Here is a 14,703-nt window from a genome sequence, read left to right on the forward strand (position 1 = left end):
GTTCTCGATGTATGCGCCGTCAGGCGGTGACGGATGCCGCGGCGTGCGCCTGCTCGATGAGCTCGAGCACGTCGACCGCGTCGGCCGGATCGACCGGCACCGGTGCCCCCTCGCGGATCGCAGCGGCGAGGATGCGGTAGAACTCCCCGTAGTGGCCGCGCTCGGTCGGCACGCGGCGGGAGGCGCCGTCGACGCCGACCACGCCCCAGCGGGCCTCCGGCGTCTCGCCGAATCCGGGGTCGGTCGGCAGGGCGCCGGCGATGAGCGCGGGCTCCTGGCCGTCGAGGCCCCAGCTCGTGTACCCGGCGCGCGAGCCGAGCACGTGGAAGCGCGGGCCGAAGACGGGAGCGACCGCGTTCATCCAGAGGTGCGAGCGCACGCCGGACTCGTGCCGCAGCGCGACGAACACGTCGTCGTCGGCTGCTGCGCCGGGGCGCCGCCGCTCGATCTCGGCGGTCCGGTCGGCGACGGGACCGAAGAGCCGGACCGCCTGGTCGATGAGGTGGGTGCCGAGGTCGTACAGGATCCCGCCGCCCTCCGCCGGGGTGGCCTCGGTCTTCCACGAGGCGGGCGGCTTCGGCTTCCACCACTCGAACCGCGACTCGAACCGGTGCACCTCGCCGAGCTCGCCGGCTTCGACGAGCCGTCGCACGGTGAGGAAGTCCCCGTCCCAGCGCCGGTTCTGGAACACGGTGAGGACGCGGCCCAGGCGATCGGCCTGCTCGATGAGCCCTCGTCCCTCGTCCGCCGTCACGGCGAACGGCTTGTCCACGACCACGTCGAGTCCGGCGTCGAGCGCCGCGCGGGCGAGGCCGGCGTGCGTGCCGCTCGGCGAGCCCACGACGACGAGGTCGATCCGGTCGGCGGCCGCCCACAGGTCGTCGATCGTCGCGACGGTCGCTGCCGACGGATGCCGCGCCTCGGCGGCCGCGCGACGCGACGGGTCGCCCGTGACGATCACGTCGAGCGAGTAGGCGGGGTCGGCATCGAGGAACGGGGCGTGGAAGACCCGACCGCTGGTTCCGAAGCCGATGACGGCGGTGCGGATCGGCCGGCGTGCGGCATCCGTCATCAGAGCACCTCGCTGAGGAAGCGGCGCAGGCGGGGGCTCTGGGGGCGGTCGAAGAGGTCGTCGGGGTGGCCGTGCTCGACGACCTGGCCTTCGTCCATGAAGACGACCTGGTCGGCGACCTTGCGGGCGAAGCCCATCTCGTGGGTGACGACGAGCATGGTCATGCCGCGTTGCGCGAGGCCGGCCATGAGGTTCAGCACGCCCTTGACGAGCTCGGGGTCGAGGGCGCTGGTGGCCTCGTCGAAGAGCATGACCTCGGGCTCCATGGCGAGGGCGCGGGCGATCGCGACGCGTTGCTGCTGCCCGCCGGACAGGTCCCGCGGCCGATGGTCGGCGCGGTCGGCCAGGCCGACCTCGGCGAGGCGTTCGTGCGCGACGCGGTTCGCCTCGGCCCTGGAGAGGCGCTTGACGTTGCGAAGCGCGAGCGCGACGTTCTCGAGTGCGGTGTGGTCGGGGAAGAGGTTGAAGTGCTGGAACACCAGGCCGATCCGGCGGCGGACCACGTCGGGCTTCTGCGAGAGCACGCTCTCGCCCGCGAGGAGCACGTCGCCGCGGCTGGGCTCGTGGAGCCGGTTCACGCCGCGCAGCAGGGTCGACTTGCCGGAGCCGGACGGGCCGATGATGCAGGTGGTGGTGCCCGGGGCGACTTCGAGGGACACGTCGCGGAGCACCTCGATGTCGCCGTAGGCCATGGTCAGGCCGCGCAGTTCGAGGCTGGAGCCGGTGTAGAGGTGGCCGTCGGTGACGGGCACGGGCGAGGTGTAGGTCATGAGTTCTCTCCGTAGGTGAGCGAGACCGGCGTGGCCCGCTGCTCCTCGACCTCGTCGAGGCCGCTCTTGGGCGGGGTGGGCTTGCGGCGTCCGGTGCGGAACCGGTCGTCGAAGTAGTTCACGAGGTGGGTCAGCGGCACCGTGATGACCAGGTAGAACAGGCCGGCCATGACCAGCGGCGACAGGTTCCCGGTGAGGACCGCGGCGTCCTGTCCGACCCGGAACAGCTCACGCTCGGACACGAGCAGGCCGAGGAAGTAGACCAGGCTGGAGTCCTTCACGATCGCGATGAACTGGTTCACCAGCGCCGGGAGAACGCGGCGCACGCCCTGCGGCACGACGACCAGGCGCATGGCGTTTCCGTAGCTCATGCCGAGCGCGCGGCACGCCTCGAGCTGGCCGCGGTCGACGCTCTGGATGCCGGCGCGGAAGATCTCGCCGATGTACGCGGACGCGATCAGGCTCAGGGCGAGGATGCCCAGCGGGTACGGCGACGGGCCGAAGACCTGCTGGCTCATGCGGGCGAAGCCCTGGCCGATCAGCAGGATGGTCAGGATCGCGGGCAGGCCGCGGAAGACGTCGGTGTAGATCCGGGCGGGCACGCGCAGCCAGCGCGAGCGGGAGATGCCCATGATCGCGATGATCATGCCGAGCACGACGCCGATGACGGTCGCCGCGATCGAGATCACCAGGGTGTTCACGAGCCCGACGCCCAGCAGCTGCGGGAACACCTGCCACATCGCGTCGAAGTCGAGGAAGGTGGCGACGAGGTTGTCGAGCCAGTCCATGATGTGCTCCGTTGTTCAGAGGTGAAAGGTCCGGTGCGGGCCGCGCGAGTGCTGTGGGGCGACCCGCACCGGGACGCGAGCTGCGGGCTACTCGCCCTGCTCGCTCGAGGGGAGGTACTGGTCGGGCATCGGCGAGCCCGGGAACCACTTCTCGTAGAGCTCCTTCCAGGTGCCGTCCTCCATGGCCGCGTGCAGGGCCTCGTTGAGCGCCTCCTGGAACTCCGGCTTGCCCTTCGCGATGGCGAAGCCCGCCGGGGCGTCGAACGACGGGATGTCGATCGCGTTGACCAGCCCGTACTGCTCGGCGTATTCCTTGGCCGCCTCGTAGTCGAGGAAGTGCGCGTCGATGGACCCCGAGTTGACCGCGGAGATGGCCGCGTTGTTGTCGGGGAAGCGGACGAGCTCGGTCTCGGTGAAGTTCTTCACCGCGTACGCCTCCTGCAGGGTGCCCTGCACGACGCCGAGGCGGGTGCCGGCCAGGTCGTCCTCGTCGGCGATGCCCGCCTCGGGGTCCGCCATGACCGTGAGGTACCCCGCGAGGTAGCCGTCGGAGAAGTCGACGGTCTGCTCGCGCTCCTCGGTGATGCCGATCGCGGCGACGCCGACGTCGAACTGGCCGTTGGCGACGGCTGCGAGGAGGCCCGAGAAGTCCTGGCCGGTGAAGACGACGTCGTCGATGCCGATACGGCCGGCGACGTCCGTGAAGAGCTCGATGTCGAACCCGGTGAACTCCCCGGCCTCGTCGGTGAAGGCGTAGGGCTTGGCGTCGCCGAGGCTCGCCACGCGGATCTGGCCGGGCGTGATCAGGCCGTACGGGTTGTCGTCGGCCTCGTCGCCGGTCGAGTTGCCGGAGGCGCCGCTGGCGCAGGCGGAGAGGACGAGGGCGGTCGCCGCGGCCACGGCCGCGACGGCCGTGCGCCGGAGGAGTGTGCGCTGGTTCACGATGGTTCCTTCGTGTCGGAATGTGCGGTGATGGTGGTGCTTCGGTGGTTCGTCGTGCGAACGCCGATCCGGACTTCTGTCGTCCGGCTCTTGTTGAGACCGGTCTCAGTCACGTAGATTGAGACCGGTCTCAATGCGTTTCAGGCACACTAGCCGCCGTTCGAGACATCCGTCAACAATTTTTTCCGAGGAGATCTCGAAATGCCGGTGGACCCACTCAACGGTCGAAGGGAGGTCACGGTGAGCGACGTCGCCGCCGCGGCCAAGGTGTCGAAGGCGACCGCCGCGCGCGTCCTCGGGGGATACGGCGCGGCCAGCGAAGCCGTCCGCGACCGCGTGCATGCGGCGGCCGAAGAGCTCGGGTACCACCCGAACGCGCTCGCCAAGACCATGACCACCGGGCGGTCGAACTCGATCGGCATCATCGTCGGCGACATCGAGAACCCCTTCTTCGCCCAGGCGACGAGGGGTGCTGCGGATGTCGCGAAGGCCGCCGGCTACGACCTCATCCTGCTGAACTCCGACGAGCACGCCCTCGCCGAGGAGAACGCGATCTCGGTGCTCCTGGCGAAGCGGGTCGACGGGATCCTCGTCGCCCCCGCCTCCACAGCCGACCCGTCGAGCCTCCGCGAAGCGGTCGACCGTGGCCGGCCCCTCGTGCTCTTCGACCGCGTCGCCGACGGCATCGACGTCGACACCGTCGTCGCCGACAACCTCGAGGGCTCACGGCGGCTCACCCGACTGCTGCTGGATGCCGGGCACCGGCGCATCGCGTTCGTGTCGACCATCGGACACGCAGCCGGGTACCGCGTCGGCGATCGGCTCGGATCGAGCTCGGTCGACGATCGCGTCAGCGGATTCGTCGGAGCCCTCGCCGAGGCCGGCGTCGAGGATCCCGCTCGGTTCGTCTGCCTCAACGCACGTCGCGACGGGGTCGACGCGATCGTGCGCCGGCTCGTCGACGAGGGCATCACCGCGATCGTCGCGTCCGACAGCCTGATCGCGCAGGCCGCGTTCCGCGAACTGCGGGGCCTCGGCGTGTCGATCCCCGCCGACGTCTCGCTCGTCGCGTTCGACGACGCCGACTGGACGAGCCTCTCCGCCCCCGCGCTCACCGTGATGGCCCAGCCCATCCACGAGATCGGCGCGGAGGCCGCGAGGCTCCTCCTCCGCCGCATCGCCGGCGACGGCGCGCCGACCGAGCACCTCGTGCTGCCGCAGCGACTCGTGGCGCGGGAGTCGATCGCGCCGCCGCGAGACTGATCCGGAGGACGCGAACCCTACGCGTCGCGCCATCCGTGCCGCGGCTCGAACCCGAGTTCGACGTGCGCGCGCTCGGTCGAGAACAGCGACTCGTGCTCACCCAGTTCGCGCCGCACCTCGACGCCCGGGAAGAACTCCTCGATGAGCGCGGCGGTCGACCGCGACATCACGGTGTCGCGGTTCGCGATGACGTAGCTGCGGGCGCCCGTGACCTCGGCTTCGAGCCCCAGCCGAACGGATGACGCGGCATCCCGCACGTCGATGTAGCCGAAGGCGTTGAACAGCCGTGACTCCGGCGCCTCCTCGAAGGCGGGGAACTCGCCGTACCGCGCCGGGTCGATGACGTTCGAGAAGCGCAGCGCGACGAACGGGATGCCCGACCACGCCGAGACGTGCTCGGCCATCGACTCGCCGAGCACCTTCGACAGCGAGTACGTCGAGGTCGGTCGCGGATAGTGGTCCTCGTCGAGCGGGAGGTACCAGGGCAGGTTGCCGGGACCGAAGTCGAGCCCGAGCGTCGTCTCGCTCGACGCCCAGACCACCCGCTCGACGCCCGCCTGGGCCGCGGCGAGGAAGACGTTCGAGTTGACGGCGTTGTTGACGTTCAGCGTGCGCGCGGGCGTGAAGATCGACGGCGCGGGGATCGCGGCGAGGTGCGCGACCGCGTCGACGCCGGCGATCACCTCGAACGCGTCGCCGTAGTCGGTCAGGTCGGCCTGCGTGTATGTCAGGTCCGGACGCGACCACCTCGCGGGCAGCTGGGGCGACGGCGGCACCACGTCGGTCGCGAGCACCTCGTAGCCGTGCTCGAGCAGGTCGGCGACGACCGCCCGTCCGGCGAGGCCCGATGCTCCCGTGACGCAGATCCGCTTCGGCATGCCGCTCCCCTCGTCCGCCGTCGGCGCCGGCGGGTCCCGCCCCATTCTCCGGCGGCCGCCGGGGCACCGTCCACCCCGTGACGCCACCGCGAGCGCCCCACGCACGTACGATCGACGCATGAGCGACCCGGCCGACCGCGAGCCCTCCGACCGCGACCCGCGCGATGAGGGCGGGGCGCCGGGCGCGGAGGAGGCGCGGGGCGGGGAACCCGGCAGTGGGATCCCGACCGCGTGGTTCCAGGACCAGACGGATGTCGGCGGCCTCGGCATGGCCCGCCTGTTCGCGTGGGCGGCGCTGCTGATGGGCGTCGGCGCCCTCGGCATCGCGATCTTCGCGCCGCTCGCGGGCGACGCCCTGCGCACCGTGTGGATCGCGGGTTTCGGCGCCGCGGCGATCTGGGTGGCGGGTATGGCGGCGCCGCGGTACCGACGCGAGGGCGTGACGACGTCGTGGGCGGTCCCGGCGGCGATGGTGCTCGGCGGACTCGCGATCCTCGTGGCGATCTACGCGTTCATCGTGATCGTCGCGGCCTCGGGCGGGGTCGCGCTTCCCGCACCCGAGCACTGGCTGCCCGTGACTGCGCCGATCCCGCCGGGCGTCCCCACCTGAGCGGGCGAGCGGGTCACTCCTGCGCGGGCGGGCGGTTGTAGTCGGCGATCGACTCGTCGGCGTACTCGCGCGCGATGGACCCGAACAGCTCCCAGTCGGGTTCGCCGATGGTGCCGCCGACGATGCACTCGCTGCCGGCCACCTCAGCGAGGTCCCCTGCGCTCGGGTCGTCCACCTCCATGTAGACGTACCAGTCGCCGTCGTCGCGGAGCAGCACGGTCGCCTCGCCGAACGGAGCGAACTCGAGGCGGCCGGGGTCGCCGTAGAAGCGCGTCGTCTGCGCGCGGCACAGTGCGTAGGCGTCGACCGCCTCGAGCGGGCTGCCGGGACCGCGGGCCTCGGGAGTCGCGGGCGGAGCGGTCTCGGTCGGCGGGGGCGTGGTCTCGACGGGCTCGCTCGTCGTGGGCGGCGCGCTGGGCGTGGTCGTCGGGTCGGGGTCCTCGGCGGCGCACCCGGTGAGGACGGCCGCGAGCAGGAGTGCGCCCGCGCCGAGCGTGACGGCGGGCGCAGGGCCGGTGCGAGTGGTCCGGTTCATGTCCGCAGGCTAGCCGCGGGGCCGAGCGGTCCCCTCAGGACGCGCCCGTGTGCGCCGGACCCACCACGACGTCAGGCGCGATCCAGTGCTGCGAGGACGCGCGTCACGGCACCGCCGAGGTTCCACTCGTCGACCAGGGCGAGCACGGCGTCGCGCCGGCCGTCGACGACCGGGGCGATCCGGGCGCCGAGCTCGTCGGCCGACGGCAGGTCGAGGTCGCGCACCACGTTCACGACGCGCGGCGCGACCGCGAGGTAGTCGTGGGCGCCCGCGAGCTTCGCGCGCATGGTCGCCGACATCCGCGGGGCGGCGTCCGCGACATCCGGGTCACCCGACGCGACCACGAGCATCGCGTCGAGCGAGCCGAAGTCGCCGAGCAGGCCCGCCGCGGTCTTCTCTCCGATGCCCGCGACGCCGGGCAGTCCGTCGGAGGCATCGCCGCGCAGCACCGAGAAGTCGGCGTACTGCGATGCCTCGATGCCGTACTTCGCGACCACCCACTCGTCGGTGACGAGCTCGAGGCGGCTCATGCCGCGCGCCGTGTAGATCACGCGGACGCCCGACTCGTCGTCGACGAGCTGGAACAGGTCGCGATCGCCCGTGACCACGTCGACCGGCATCGCCGCCTGCGTCGCGAGCGAACCGATCACGTCGTCGGCCTCGTGCTCGGCGACGCCCACGACCGGGATGCCGAGCAGGCCCAGCACCTCGCGGATCATCGGCACCTGCGCCTCGAGCGGGTCGGGCACCTCCTCGACGTCGGGCCCGCCGGGCACGACCTGCTCGACGCGGTGCGCCTTGTAGCTCGGGATCAGGTCGACCCGCCATTGCGGCCGCCAGTCGTCGTCCCAGCACGCGACCAGGTGCGTCGGCTCGAAGTCGGTGACGAGCCTGGCGATCATGTCGAGCAGCCCTCGCACCGCGTTCACGGGCGTGCCGTCGGCGCGCCGGATCGAGTCGGGCACGCCGTAGAACGCGCGGAAGTACAGCGAGGCGGTGTCGAGCAGCATCAGACGATCGGCCATGGGGTGATCCTGTCACCTCCGGGTGACGCGCGGGGTCTCGAGACGCGCTGCGCGCACCTCGTCACGCTCACAGGAGACCCACAGGCACGAGGGGGATTCTGCGGAACAGGTCGGCTCGGTCGCCTGTTGTCCCGGATGACGCCACGACACCGGGCCATCCGGTGTCGCATGCGGGCGCCGCAGCCGGCGGCGACCATGGCGTCAAGGAGGAGGAACCGTGTCCCACGACTACCGCAGCACTCCCGAGGCCGTCGATCGCCTCACGCCCTTGCAGCGCAAGGTCACGCAGGACGACGCGACCGAGCCGGCGTTCCGCAACGAGTACTGGAACAACCACGAGCCGGGACTCTACGTCGACGTCGTGTCGGGGCAGCCGCTGTTCGCGAGCGTGCACAAGTACGACAGCCGTTCCGGCTGGCCGAGTTTCACCCGCCCCATCGACGACGCCGCGGTCACCGAGCACGTCGACCGCTCGCTCTTCATGAAGCGCGTCGAGGTCCGCTCGTCGGGCGCCGACAGCCACCTCGGGCACGTCTTCGACGACGGGCCGACGGATGCCGGAGGCCTGCGCTATTGCATCAACTCCGCCGCACTGCGCTTCGTGCACCTCGACGACCTCGAGGCCGAGGGCTACGGCGAGTACCGCCACCTGTTCCAGAAGGAGACCGCATGACCACCCCCGGCACCATCACGACCCTGCCCGGAGCCGAGACCGCCGTCCTCGCGGGCGGCTGCTTCTGGGGCATGGAGGAGCTGATCCGCAGGATGCCGGGCGTGCTCGGCACCCGCGTCGGCTACACGGGCGGCGACGTCCCGAACGCGACCTACCGCAACCACGGCACCCACGCCGAGGCCATCGAGGTCGTGTTCGACCCGGCGAAGCTGAGCTACCGCGAGCTGCTGGAGTTCTTCTTCCAGATCCACGACCCCACCACGAAGAACCGGCAGGGCAACGACGTCGGCACGAGCTATCGCTCGGCGATCTACCCGACGAGCGCCGACCAGCACGACACGGCGATCGACACCATCGCGGATGTCGACGCGTCGGGCATCTGGCCCGGGCCGGTCGTCACCGAGGTGGCGCCCGCAGGGGCGTTCTGGGAGGCCGAGCCGGAGCACCAGGACTACCTGCAGCGCATCCCGTGGGGCTATACGTGCCACTTCGTGCGGCCCGACTGGAAGCTGCCGAAGCGCGACACGGCACAGGCGGGCTGAGCCCGGCCGACGCTACCGTGGGGCGCATGCGGTTCTCCATGCGCCTCCCGGAGCGTTTCCGGGTCTCGGCGCGGTTCCGCGCCACGAAGCGGGCGCCGCTGCTGCAGGTGCTGAAGTCGGCGGTCGCGACGGTCGCCGCGTGGCTGGTCGCGGGATGGCTCATCCCCGGCCCGCTGCCGGTCTTCGCCGCGATCGCCGCGCTGCTCGTCGTGCAGCCGAGCGTGAACCAGTCGTTCGGCAAGGCCGTCGAGCGCAGCGTCGGCGTGATCGCCGGCGTCGTCATCGCGTCGGCGCTCGGCATGGTGTTCGGCCCGGCCGGCTGGGTGGTGCTCGCCGCGATCGTCGCCGCGATCCTCATCGCGTGGGCGCTGCGGATGACCACGGGCACGTCGAACCAGGTCGCGATCAGTGCGATGCTCGTGCTCGCGCTCGGCGGCACGTCACCCGAGTACGCGCTCGACCGCGTCATCGAGACCCTCATCGGCGCGGCGATCGGCATCGTCGTGAACGTGCTGATCGTCCCGCCCGTGCTCGTGGCACCGTCGCGCGACCACCTCGCGCGGCTCGGCGGCGAGCTCGCGGCATCCGTCGACCGTCTCGCCGCGGCCCTCGAGTCGCCGCAGAGCTCAGCCGACCTCACGGGCCTCATGATCGAGGCCCGGCTCATGCGACCGATGCGCGACCAAGCGGATGCCGCCATCGCCGAGGCCGAGGAGTCCCTGACCCTCAATCCACGCCGCTCGGCCCACCGCGGCGACCTGGCCGAGCAGCGCAGGCTGCTGAACCGGCTGAGCCCCATCGTGACGCAGGTCGTCGGCATGACGCGCGCGTACGTGGACCACTACGACGACGGCCTCTGCGACGAACCCACGGTGCGCGCCATCGGCGAGCAGCTGCGTCGCGTCGCGCACGACGTGCGGCTCGCCGTGCACCTCGCCGACGTGGAGCCGCAGCCGATGACCTCGGCCGTGCCCGCGCTGACGGCGCCGCTGGTGGTGTCGCCGCCGAAGTCCGACCACTGGATCCTCGTCGGCTCGCTCCTGGAGGACCTGCGACGCATCCGCGAGGAGCTGCTCCTCGACGAGGCGCCGCCGGACGCCGCCGCGTTCTGACGCACGACGCGGTCCGCAGTCCCGTCACCGCGACCGTCGTGCGCAGTCAGCGGCCGCCCACGACGGACAGCGCGCGGCCCGCCGACCCCCACCCAGCGGGAGTAGGCTGCGCGAAGAGGAGGTCTCCTCATGATGCACGTCTCGGGCGACTCGGTGGGCGGCGCCCGGGGCGCCGCGGAACCCGCGATCGGCGGGTTGGCGGCCATCGGGCGCACTCCGATGGTGCGGCTCGGAGCAATCGTTCCCGACGGCGCGGCCGAGGTGTGGGTCAAGCTCGAGGGCGGGAACCCGACCGGGTCCTACAAGGACCGGATGGCGGTGTCGCTCCTCTCGAGCGCACTGCGCCGAGGCGACGTCTCGCCGGGCGACACGGTCGTCGAGTTCACCGGCGGGAGCACCGGCACCGCACTCGGCTTCGTCGCCGGGGTGCTCGGGCTGCAGTTCACGGCCGTGTTCTCCGACGCCTTCTCCGACAGCAAGCGCCAGGCCATGGAGGCGTTCGGCGCCACCGTCCTCATCGAGCCGAGCGTCGACGGGATGATCACCACCGAGCTCGCGGAGCGCATGCGGCGGCGAGCGCATGCGCTCGCCGCACAGCCCGGGTCCTTCTACGCCGACCAGTTCGGCTCCCCCGACGTGCGCCGCGGCTACGCCCCCATGGGCGAGGAGATCGCCGACGCGCTCGACGGCGACCTCGACGTCTTCTGCACGGCGGTCGGGACCGGCGGCGCGCTCATGGGAACCCTCGACGGGCTGCGCCGTGCGGGCGTGGACCCCGAGGTGGTGACCGTCGAACCGGCCGAGGCGCCCCTCCTGACGACCGGCGTCAGCGGGGCGCATCACGTCGAGGGGGTCGCGGTGTTCCCCGATCCGCCGTTCCTCGATCGATCGGTGCTCGGCGACGTGCGGGTCGTCGCGCAGGAACGGGCGTTCGAGATGTGCCGCATGCTCGCTCGCGTGGAGGGCGTGTTCGGCGGCGGATCGACCGGCCTGAACGTGTGCGCGGCGATCGACCTCGCCGTCGAGCTCGGCGCCGGTCACCGCGTGGTGACGATCTCGTGCGACACGGGCCTGAAGTACCTCGGCGAGGACCCCTACGCCTGAGCGCGGTTCAGCTGAGGAGGTCGCGGACCGACTCGCCCCACTCGAATCCGCAGTCGCGGCAGTCGAAGATCGGGCCCTCGGCGTGGATGCCGGCGGACGCCGCCTCCGTCGCCTCCACCTCGAAGTCGAGGGGGCCGTACACGATCACGCGCACCGCGGCGGAGCCGCAGCGCAGGCAGGGCTCGTCGAGCACGTCGGGCTCGAGCGTCGGATGCGTCTGGTTCGTCATGCCAGCACGGTACGTCGGGCCTCCGACATCCGTGCGAACGGGGCCGCGCGTCGCGACCTCGGCGGACGAACGGCACGGCACCGCGACGACGCGGCGAACGAGCGCACGGCGGATCGACACGACGGCGCTCGGCTGCGGCATCCGCTCTGGCTAGGGTCGAGGCGGAAAGGGGTGCGACATGACCCATCCCGCGAAGGCCGGCGGCTTCGACTTCTTCAGCGCCGGCGAGCTGCCCGCGCCGAACCTGTCCGCCGGCGAGGTCGCCGCGATCGTGCGCGAGCACTGGGGGCTCGATGTGGAGCTCGAACCGCTCGGCAGCCAGCAGGACCAGAACTTCCTCGCGCGGTCTCGAGACGCCGCAGGCTCCTCGACCGGCCTCACGGGCACGCCCGTCGGCGTCGTCAAGATCACCAACCCCGCCTTCACCGCAGCCGAACTCGACGCGCAGGACCACGCGGCATCCCGCATCGCCGCCGCCGCACCGCACCTGCGCGTCGCCACGACCACCCGCGCCGCCGACCGCGGCCCGCGATCCGTCGTCGCCGACACGAGCGAGGGCGCACTGGCCGTCCGCCTGCTCGAGCACCTGCCCGGCGGCACGCTGAACGGTGGCGCGCACCTCTCCCCCGCGGTCGTCGCACGCATGGGCGAGATCGCCGCGAGCGCGAGCCTCGCCCTCGCCGGGTTCGCGCACCCGGGCCTCGAGCGCGTCCTGCAGTGGGACCTCCGGCACGCCGACCGCGTGGTCGAGCTCCTCGCGCACCACCACCCCGACCCCGCCAGGCGGGCCATGGTGACGGATGCCGCGGCCCGCGCCTGGGCCGACGTGCAGGCGGTCGCCGCCGACCTCCCCGTACAGCCCGTGCACCTCGACCTCACCGACGACAACATCGTCTGCACCACCGAGCACGGCATCCGCATGCCCGACGGGATGATCGACTTCGGTGACGTCACGTCGACCTGGGCGGTCTCGGAGCTCGCCATCACGATCTCGTCGGTGCTGCACCACGCGGGGGCCGAACCGGCGTCCGTGCTGCCCGCGGTGCGCGCGTTCCACGCGCTGCGCCCGCTGTCGCCCGCCGAGGTGCACGCGCTCTGGCCGCTCGTGGTGCTGCGCGGCGCCGTGCTCGTCGTGAGCGGCGAGCACCAGGTGCAGATCGACGGCGGCGCGAACACGTACGCGGCCGCGGGCGTCGAACGCGAGTGGTGCATCTTCGAGCAGGCGGTGTCGGTCCCCTCCGTCGTGATGACGGCCGTCATCGCCGAGGCGCTCGGCGTCGATCCGACCCTCGGGTCTCGAGACGGGCACGGGGCGCCCCCCTCGACCCGCACGCTCGCGACGCGTCTCGAGACCTCCCCCGGCGTCGACGTCGCCCGTGCCGTCCGCCTCGACGTGTCGATCACCTCCGACGACGTCGACGCCGGCGCCTGGCTCGAGGCCGATCTCGACGAACGACTCGCGCTCGCGGCGCTCGACGCCGGGGCATCCGTCGCCTGGCTCGAGTGCGGCACGCCACGGCTCAGCGAGAGCCGCATCCGCTCCGCAGAGTCGCCCGCGACGGTCCCGACCGGCGTCGACGTCTGGTTCGCCGAGGCGCAGCACGTCACGGCGCACGGCGACGCGCGGCTGGTCGTCGAGACCGTGGATGGCGCGACCATCCTGGACGGGACGGTGCCGTCGCGCAGGCGCGCCCGCATCCGCCTCGAGGCACCGGACGCGCCGCGGGTTCCGCACCTCGTCAGGCCCGAGTACGCGGCGGGATGGCTCGCGCTCACCGAGGACCCGGCGGGGGCGATGGGTCTCGATTCCGATGGTGTCGAGACGCGTCCGGCTGCGCCGGGCGTTCCTCGACCCGCGGCCGACGACGCGGCCGAGCTCGTCGAGCGGCGCGGGCGCGCCTTCGCCGAGGTGCAGGAGCACTACTACGACGCCCCGCCGCGCATCGAGCGCGGCTGGCGCGAGCACCTCGTCGGCACCGACGGCCGCGCCTACCTCGACATGGTCAACAACGTGACCCCGCTGGGCCACGGTGACCCGAGGCTCGCCGCCGCCGTCGCGAAGCAGCTCCGCACGCTCAACACGAACTCGCGGTTCAACTACGGCGCGGTCGTCGAGTTCTCCGAGCGGCTCGCGGCGCTCGCACCCGACCCGCTCGACACGGTGTTCCTCGTGAACTCCGGCTCCGAGGCGACCGACCTCGCGATCCGCGTCGCGATGGCCGCGACCGGCCGGCGCGACATGGTCTCGCTCCTCGAGGCGTACCACGGCTGGACCTACGCGTCCGACGCGGTCAGCACCTCGACGGCCGACAACCCGAACGCACTGGCGACCCGCCCCGACTGGGTGCACGCGCTCGACGCGCCGAACCCGTTCCGCGGCATCCACCGGGGTGCGGATGCCACGCGCTACGCGCCCGAGGCCGCCGACCGCATCCGCCGGCTCGCGGCATCCGGTCGCCCGCCCGCGGGCTTCATCGCCGAGACCTTCTCCGGCAACGCCGGCGGGATCCCGCTGCCCGACGGATACCTCGCCGAGGTGTACTCCGCCGTCCGCGAGGCCGGCGGACTCGCGATCGCCGACGAGGTGCAGGCCGGGTACGGCCGGCTCGGGCACTGGTTCTGGGGCTTCGAGCAGCAGGGCGTCGTGCCCGACGTCATCGCCGTGGCGAAGGCCGCCGGCAACGGGTACCCGCTCGGCGCCGTGATCACGACCCGCGAGATCGCCGCCCGCTACCGCACGCAGGGGTACTTCTTCTCGTCGACGGGCGGCAGCCCCGCGTCGAGCGTCGCCGGGCTCACCGTGCTCGACGCGTTCCGGGACGAGCAGCTCCAGGAGAACGCGGCCGACACGGGCGGGTACCTGAAGGGCCGGCTCGAGGCGCTGGCGGAGCGGCATCCGCTCATCGGCGCCGTGCACGGGCTCGGGTTGTACCTCGGCGTCGAGTTCGTGCGCGACCGCGCGACGCTCGAACCCGCGACCGGGGAGACCGCGGCGATCTGCGACCGGCTGCTGGCGCTCGGCGTCATCATGCAGCCGACGGGCGACTTCCAGAACGTGCTCAAGGTGAAGCCGCCGCTCGTCGTCACCCGCGAGAGCGCCGATTTCTTCGTCGCGATGCTCGACCGGGTGCTCGCCGAGGGCTGGTAGTACGCTCGGCCA

Annotated in this window: 15 protein-coding genes; 7 read left to right on the forward strand and 8 right to left on the reverse strand. The window is 72.2% G+C overall.

All coding sequences use genetic code 11. The features are described from left to right. Positions 1-19: 19 nt before the first annotated feature. The 4 genes from ACULK4_RS15325 to ACULK4_RS15340 form a co-directional block, all read right to left on the reverse strand. On the reverse strand, positions 20-1,072 hold the full coding sequence (locus ACULK4_RS15325) for a Gfo/Idh/MocA family protein (RefSeq protein WP_445966447.1): 1,053 nt from the start codon (positions 1,070-1,072) through the stop codon (positions 20-22). Further along, a complete protein-coding gene (locus ACULK4_RS15330) occupies positions 1,072-1,842 on the reverse strand; it encodes an amino acid ABC transporter ATP-binding protein (RefSeq protein ID WP_445966448.1) in 771 nt (256 codons plus the stop codon). Before ACULK4_RS15330 ends, ACULK4_RS15325 begins: the two co-directional genes overlap by 1 nt. Further along, positions 1,839-2,630, reverse strand: coding sequence for an amino acid ABC transporter permease (locus tag ACULK4_RS15335; protein WP_445966449.1), 792 nt, complete (start codon positions 2,628-2,630; stop codon positions 1,839-1,841). The genes ACULK4_RS15330 and ACULK4_RS15335 overlap by 4 nt, the downstream gene beginning before the upstream one ends. Before the next feature lie 87 nt (positions 2,631-2,717). Continuing rightward, entirely contained in the window at positions 2,718-3,572 is an 855-nt protein-coding gene (locus ACULK4_RS15340) for an ABC transporter substrate-binding protein (RefSeq protein WP_445966450.1), read from the reverse strand. Between the two features lie 240 nt (positions 3,573-3,812). Here ACULK4_RS15340 and ACULK4_RS15345 point away from each other — a divergent pair, with 240 nt between their 5' ends. Next, the gene (locus tag ACULK4_RS15345) at positions 3,813-4,835 is read left to right on the forward strand and encodes a LacI family DNA-binding transcriptional regulator (protein ID WP_445966451.1); all 1,023 of its coding nucleotides are present in this window, start codon (positions 3,813-3,815) and stop codon (positions 4,833-4,835) included. A 17-nt stretch (positions 4,836-4,852) separates the two neighbouring features. Here ACULK4_RS15345 and ACULK4_RS15350 read toward each other — a convergent pair whose 3' ends face one another. Beyond that, positions 4,853-5,713: an NAD-dependent epimerase/dehydratase family protein gene (locus tag ACULK4_RS15350; RefSeq protein WP_445966452.1), complete on the reverse strand. Its 861-nt coding sequence runs from the start codon at positions 5,711-5,713 to the stop codon at positions 4,853-4,855. Positions 5,714-5,831: 118 nt separating this feature from the next. On the opposite strand from ACULK4_RS15350, the gene ACULK4_RS15355 reads away from it, so the two are divergent. Continuing rightward, on the forward strand, positions 5,832-6,323 hold the full coding sequence (locus ACULK4_RS15355) for an Asp23/Gls24 family envelope stress response protein (RefSeq protein WP_445966453.1): 492 nt from the start codon (positions 5,832-5,834) through the stop codon (positions 6,321-6,323). Positions 6,324-6,336: 13 nt separating this feature from the next. Here the strand turns inward: ACULK4_RS15355 and ACULK4_RS15360 are convergent, their stop codons facing one another. Both ACULK4_RS15360 and ACULK4_RS15365 read right to left on the reverse strand, forming a co-directional pair. Beyond that, positions 6,337-6,858, reverse strand: a complete 522-nt coding sequence (locus ACULK4_RS15360; protein WP_445966454.1) for a hypothetical protein — start codon at positions 6,856-6,858, stop codon at positions 6,337-6,339. A gap of 71 nt (positions 6,859-6,929) precedes the next feature. Further along, on the reverse strand, positions 6,930-7,883 hold the full coding sequence (locus ACULK4_RS15365) for a 5'-3' exonuclease (RefSeq protein ID WP_445966455.1): 954 nt from the start codon (positions 7,881-7,883) through the stop codon (positions 6,930-6,932). Positions 7,884-8,100: 217 nt separating this feature from the next. Between ACULK4_RS15365 and msrB the strand changes: the two genes are divergently transcribed. From msrB to ACULK4_RS15385, 4 genes are all read left to right on the forward strand, one after another. Further along, positions 8,101-8,556, forward strand: coding sequence for a peptide-methionine (R)-S-oxide reductase MsrB (gene msrB, locus ACULK4_RS15370; RefSeq protein WP_445966456.1), 456 nt, complete (start codon positions 8,101-8,103; stop codon positions 8,554-8,556). Continuing rightward, on the forward strand, positions 8,553-9,098 hold the full coding sequence (gene msrA, locus ACULK4_RS15375; RefSeq protein ID WP_445966457.1) for a peptide-methionine (S)-S-oxide reductase MsrA: 546 nt from the start codon (positions 8,553-8,555) through the stop codon (positions 9,096-9,098). The genes msrB and msrA overlap by 4 nt, the downstream gene beginning before the upstream one ends. Before the next feature lie 26 nt (positions 9,099-9,124). After that, the gene (locus ACULK4_RS15380) at positions 9,125-10,210 is read left to right on the forward strand and encodes an FUSC family protein (RefSeq protein WP_445966458.1); all 1,086 of its coding nucleotides are present in this window, start codon (positions 9,125-9,127) and stop codon (positions 10,208-10,210) included. A gap of 129 nt (positions 10,211-10,339) precedes the next feature. After that, on the forward strand, positions 10,340-11,314 hold the full coding sequence (locus ACULK4_RS15385) for a PLP-dependent cysteine synthase family protein (protein ID WP_445966459.1): 975 nt from the start codon (positions 10,340-10,342) through the stop codon (positions 11,312-11,314). 7 nt (positions 11,315-11,321) lie between these two features. Here ACULK4_RS15385 and ACULK4_RS15390 read toward each other — a convergent pair whose 3' ends face one another. Beyond that, on the reverse strand, positions 11,322-11,543 hold the full coding sequence (locus ACULK4_RS15390) for a hypothetical protein (protein ID WP_445966460.1): 222 nt from the start codon (positions 11,541-11,543) through the stop codon (positions 11,322-11,324). Positions 11,544-11,721: 178 nt separating this feature from the next. Between ACULK4_RS15390 and ACULK4_RS15395 the strand changes: the two genes are divergently transcribed. Next, positions 11,722-14,691, forward strand: coding sequence for an aminotransferase class III-fold pyridoxal phosphate-dependent enzyme (locus ACULK4_RS15395; RefSeq protein ID WP_445966461.1), 2,970 nt, complete (start codon positions 11,722-11,724; stop codon positions 14,689-14,691). The last annotated feature ends 12 nt before the right edge of the window (positions 14,692-14,703 follow it).

Source organism: Agromyces selenitireducens, assembly GCF_052748465.2.

What these genes read in the sequence shown, in the direction of transcription:
- ACULK4_RS15395 (WP_445966461.1), top strand. Translation starts at nt 11,722, where the DNA reads ATGACCCATCCCGCGAAGGCCGGCGGCTTCGACTTCTTCAGCGCCGGC.
- ACULK4_RS15350 (WP_445966452.1), bottom strand. Translation starts at nt 5,713, where the DNA reads ATGCCGAAGCGGATCTGCGTCACGGGAGCATCGGGCCTCGCCGGACGG.
- ACULK4_RS15330 (WP_445966448.1), bottom strand. Translation starts at nt 1,842, where the DNA reads ATGACCTACACCTCGCCCGTGCCCGTCACCGACGGCCACCTCTACACC.
- ACULK4_RS15385 (WP_445966459.1), top strand. Translation starts at nt 10,340, where the DNA reads ATGATGCACGTCTCGGGCGACTCGGTGGGCGGCGCCCGGGGCGCCGCG.
- ACULK4_RS15380 (WP_445966458.1), top strand. Translation starts at nt 9,125, where the DNA reads ATGCGGTTCTCCATGCGCCTCCCGGAGCGTTTCCGGGTCTCGGCGCGG.
- ACULK4_RS15355 (WP_445966453.1), top strand. Translation starts at nt 5,832, where the DNA reads ATGAGCGACCCGGCCGACCGCGAGCCCTCCGACCGCGACCCGCGCGAT.
- msrA (WP_445966457.1), top strand. Translation starts at nt 8,553, where the DNA reads ATGACCACCCCCGGCACCATCACGACCCTGCCCGGAGCCGAGACCGCC.
- ACULK4_RS15325 (WP_445966447.1), bottom strand. Translation starts at nt 1,072, where the DNA reads ATGACGGATGCCGCACGCCGGCCGATCCGCACCGCCGTCATCGGCTTC.
- ACULK4_RS15335 (WP_445966449.1), bottom strand. Translation starts at nt 2,630, where the DNA reads ATGGACTGGCTCGACAACCTCGTCGCCACCTTCCTCGACTTCGACGCG.
- ACULK4_RS15390 (WP_445966460.1), bottom strand. Translation starts at nt 11,543, where the DNA reads ATGACGAACCAGACGCATCCGACGCTCGAGCCCGACGTGCTCGACGAG.
- ACULK4_RS15365 (WP_445966455.1), bottom strand. Translation starts at nt 7,883, where the DNA reads ATGGCCGATCGTCTGATGCTGCTCGACACCGCCTCGCTGTACTTCCGC.
- ACULK4_RS15360 (WP_445966454.1), bottom strand. Translation starts at nt 6,858, where the DNA reads ATGAACCGGACCACTCGCACCGGCCCTGCGCCCGCCGTCACGCTCGGC.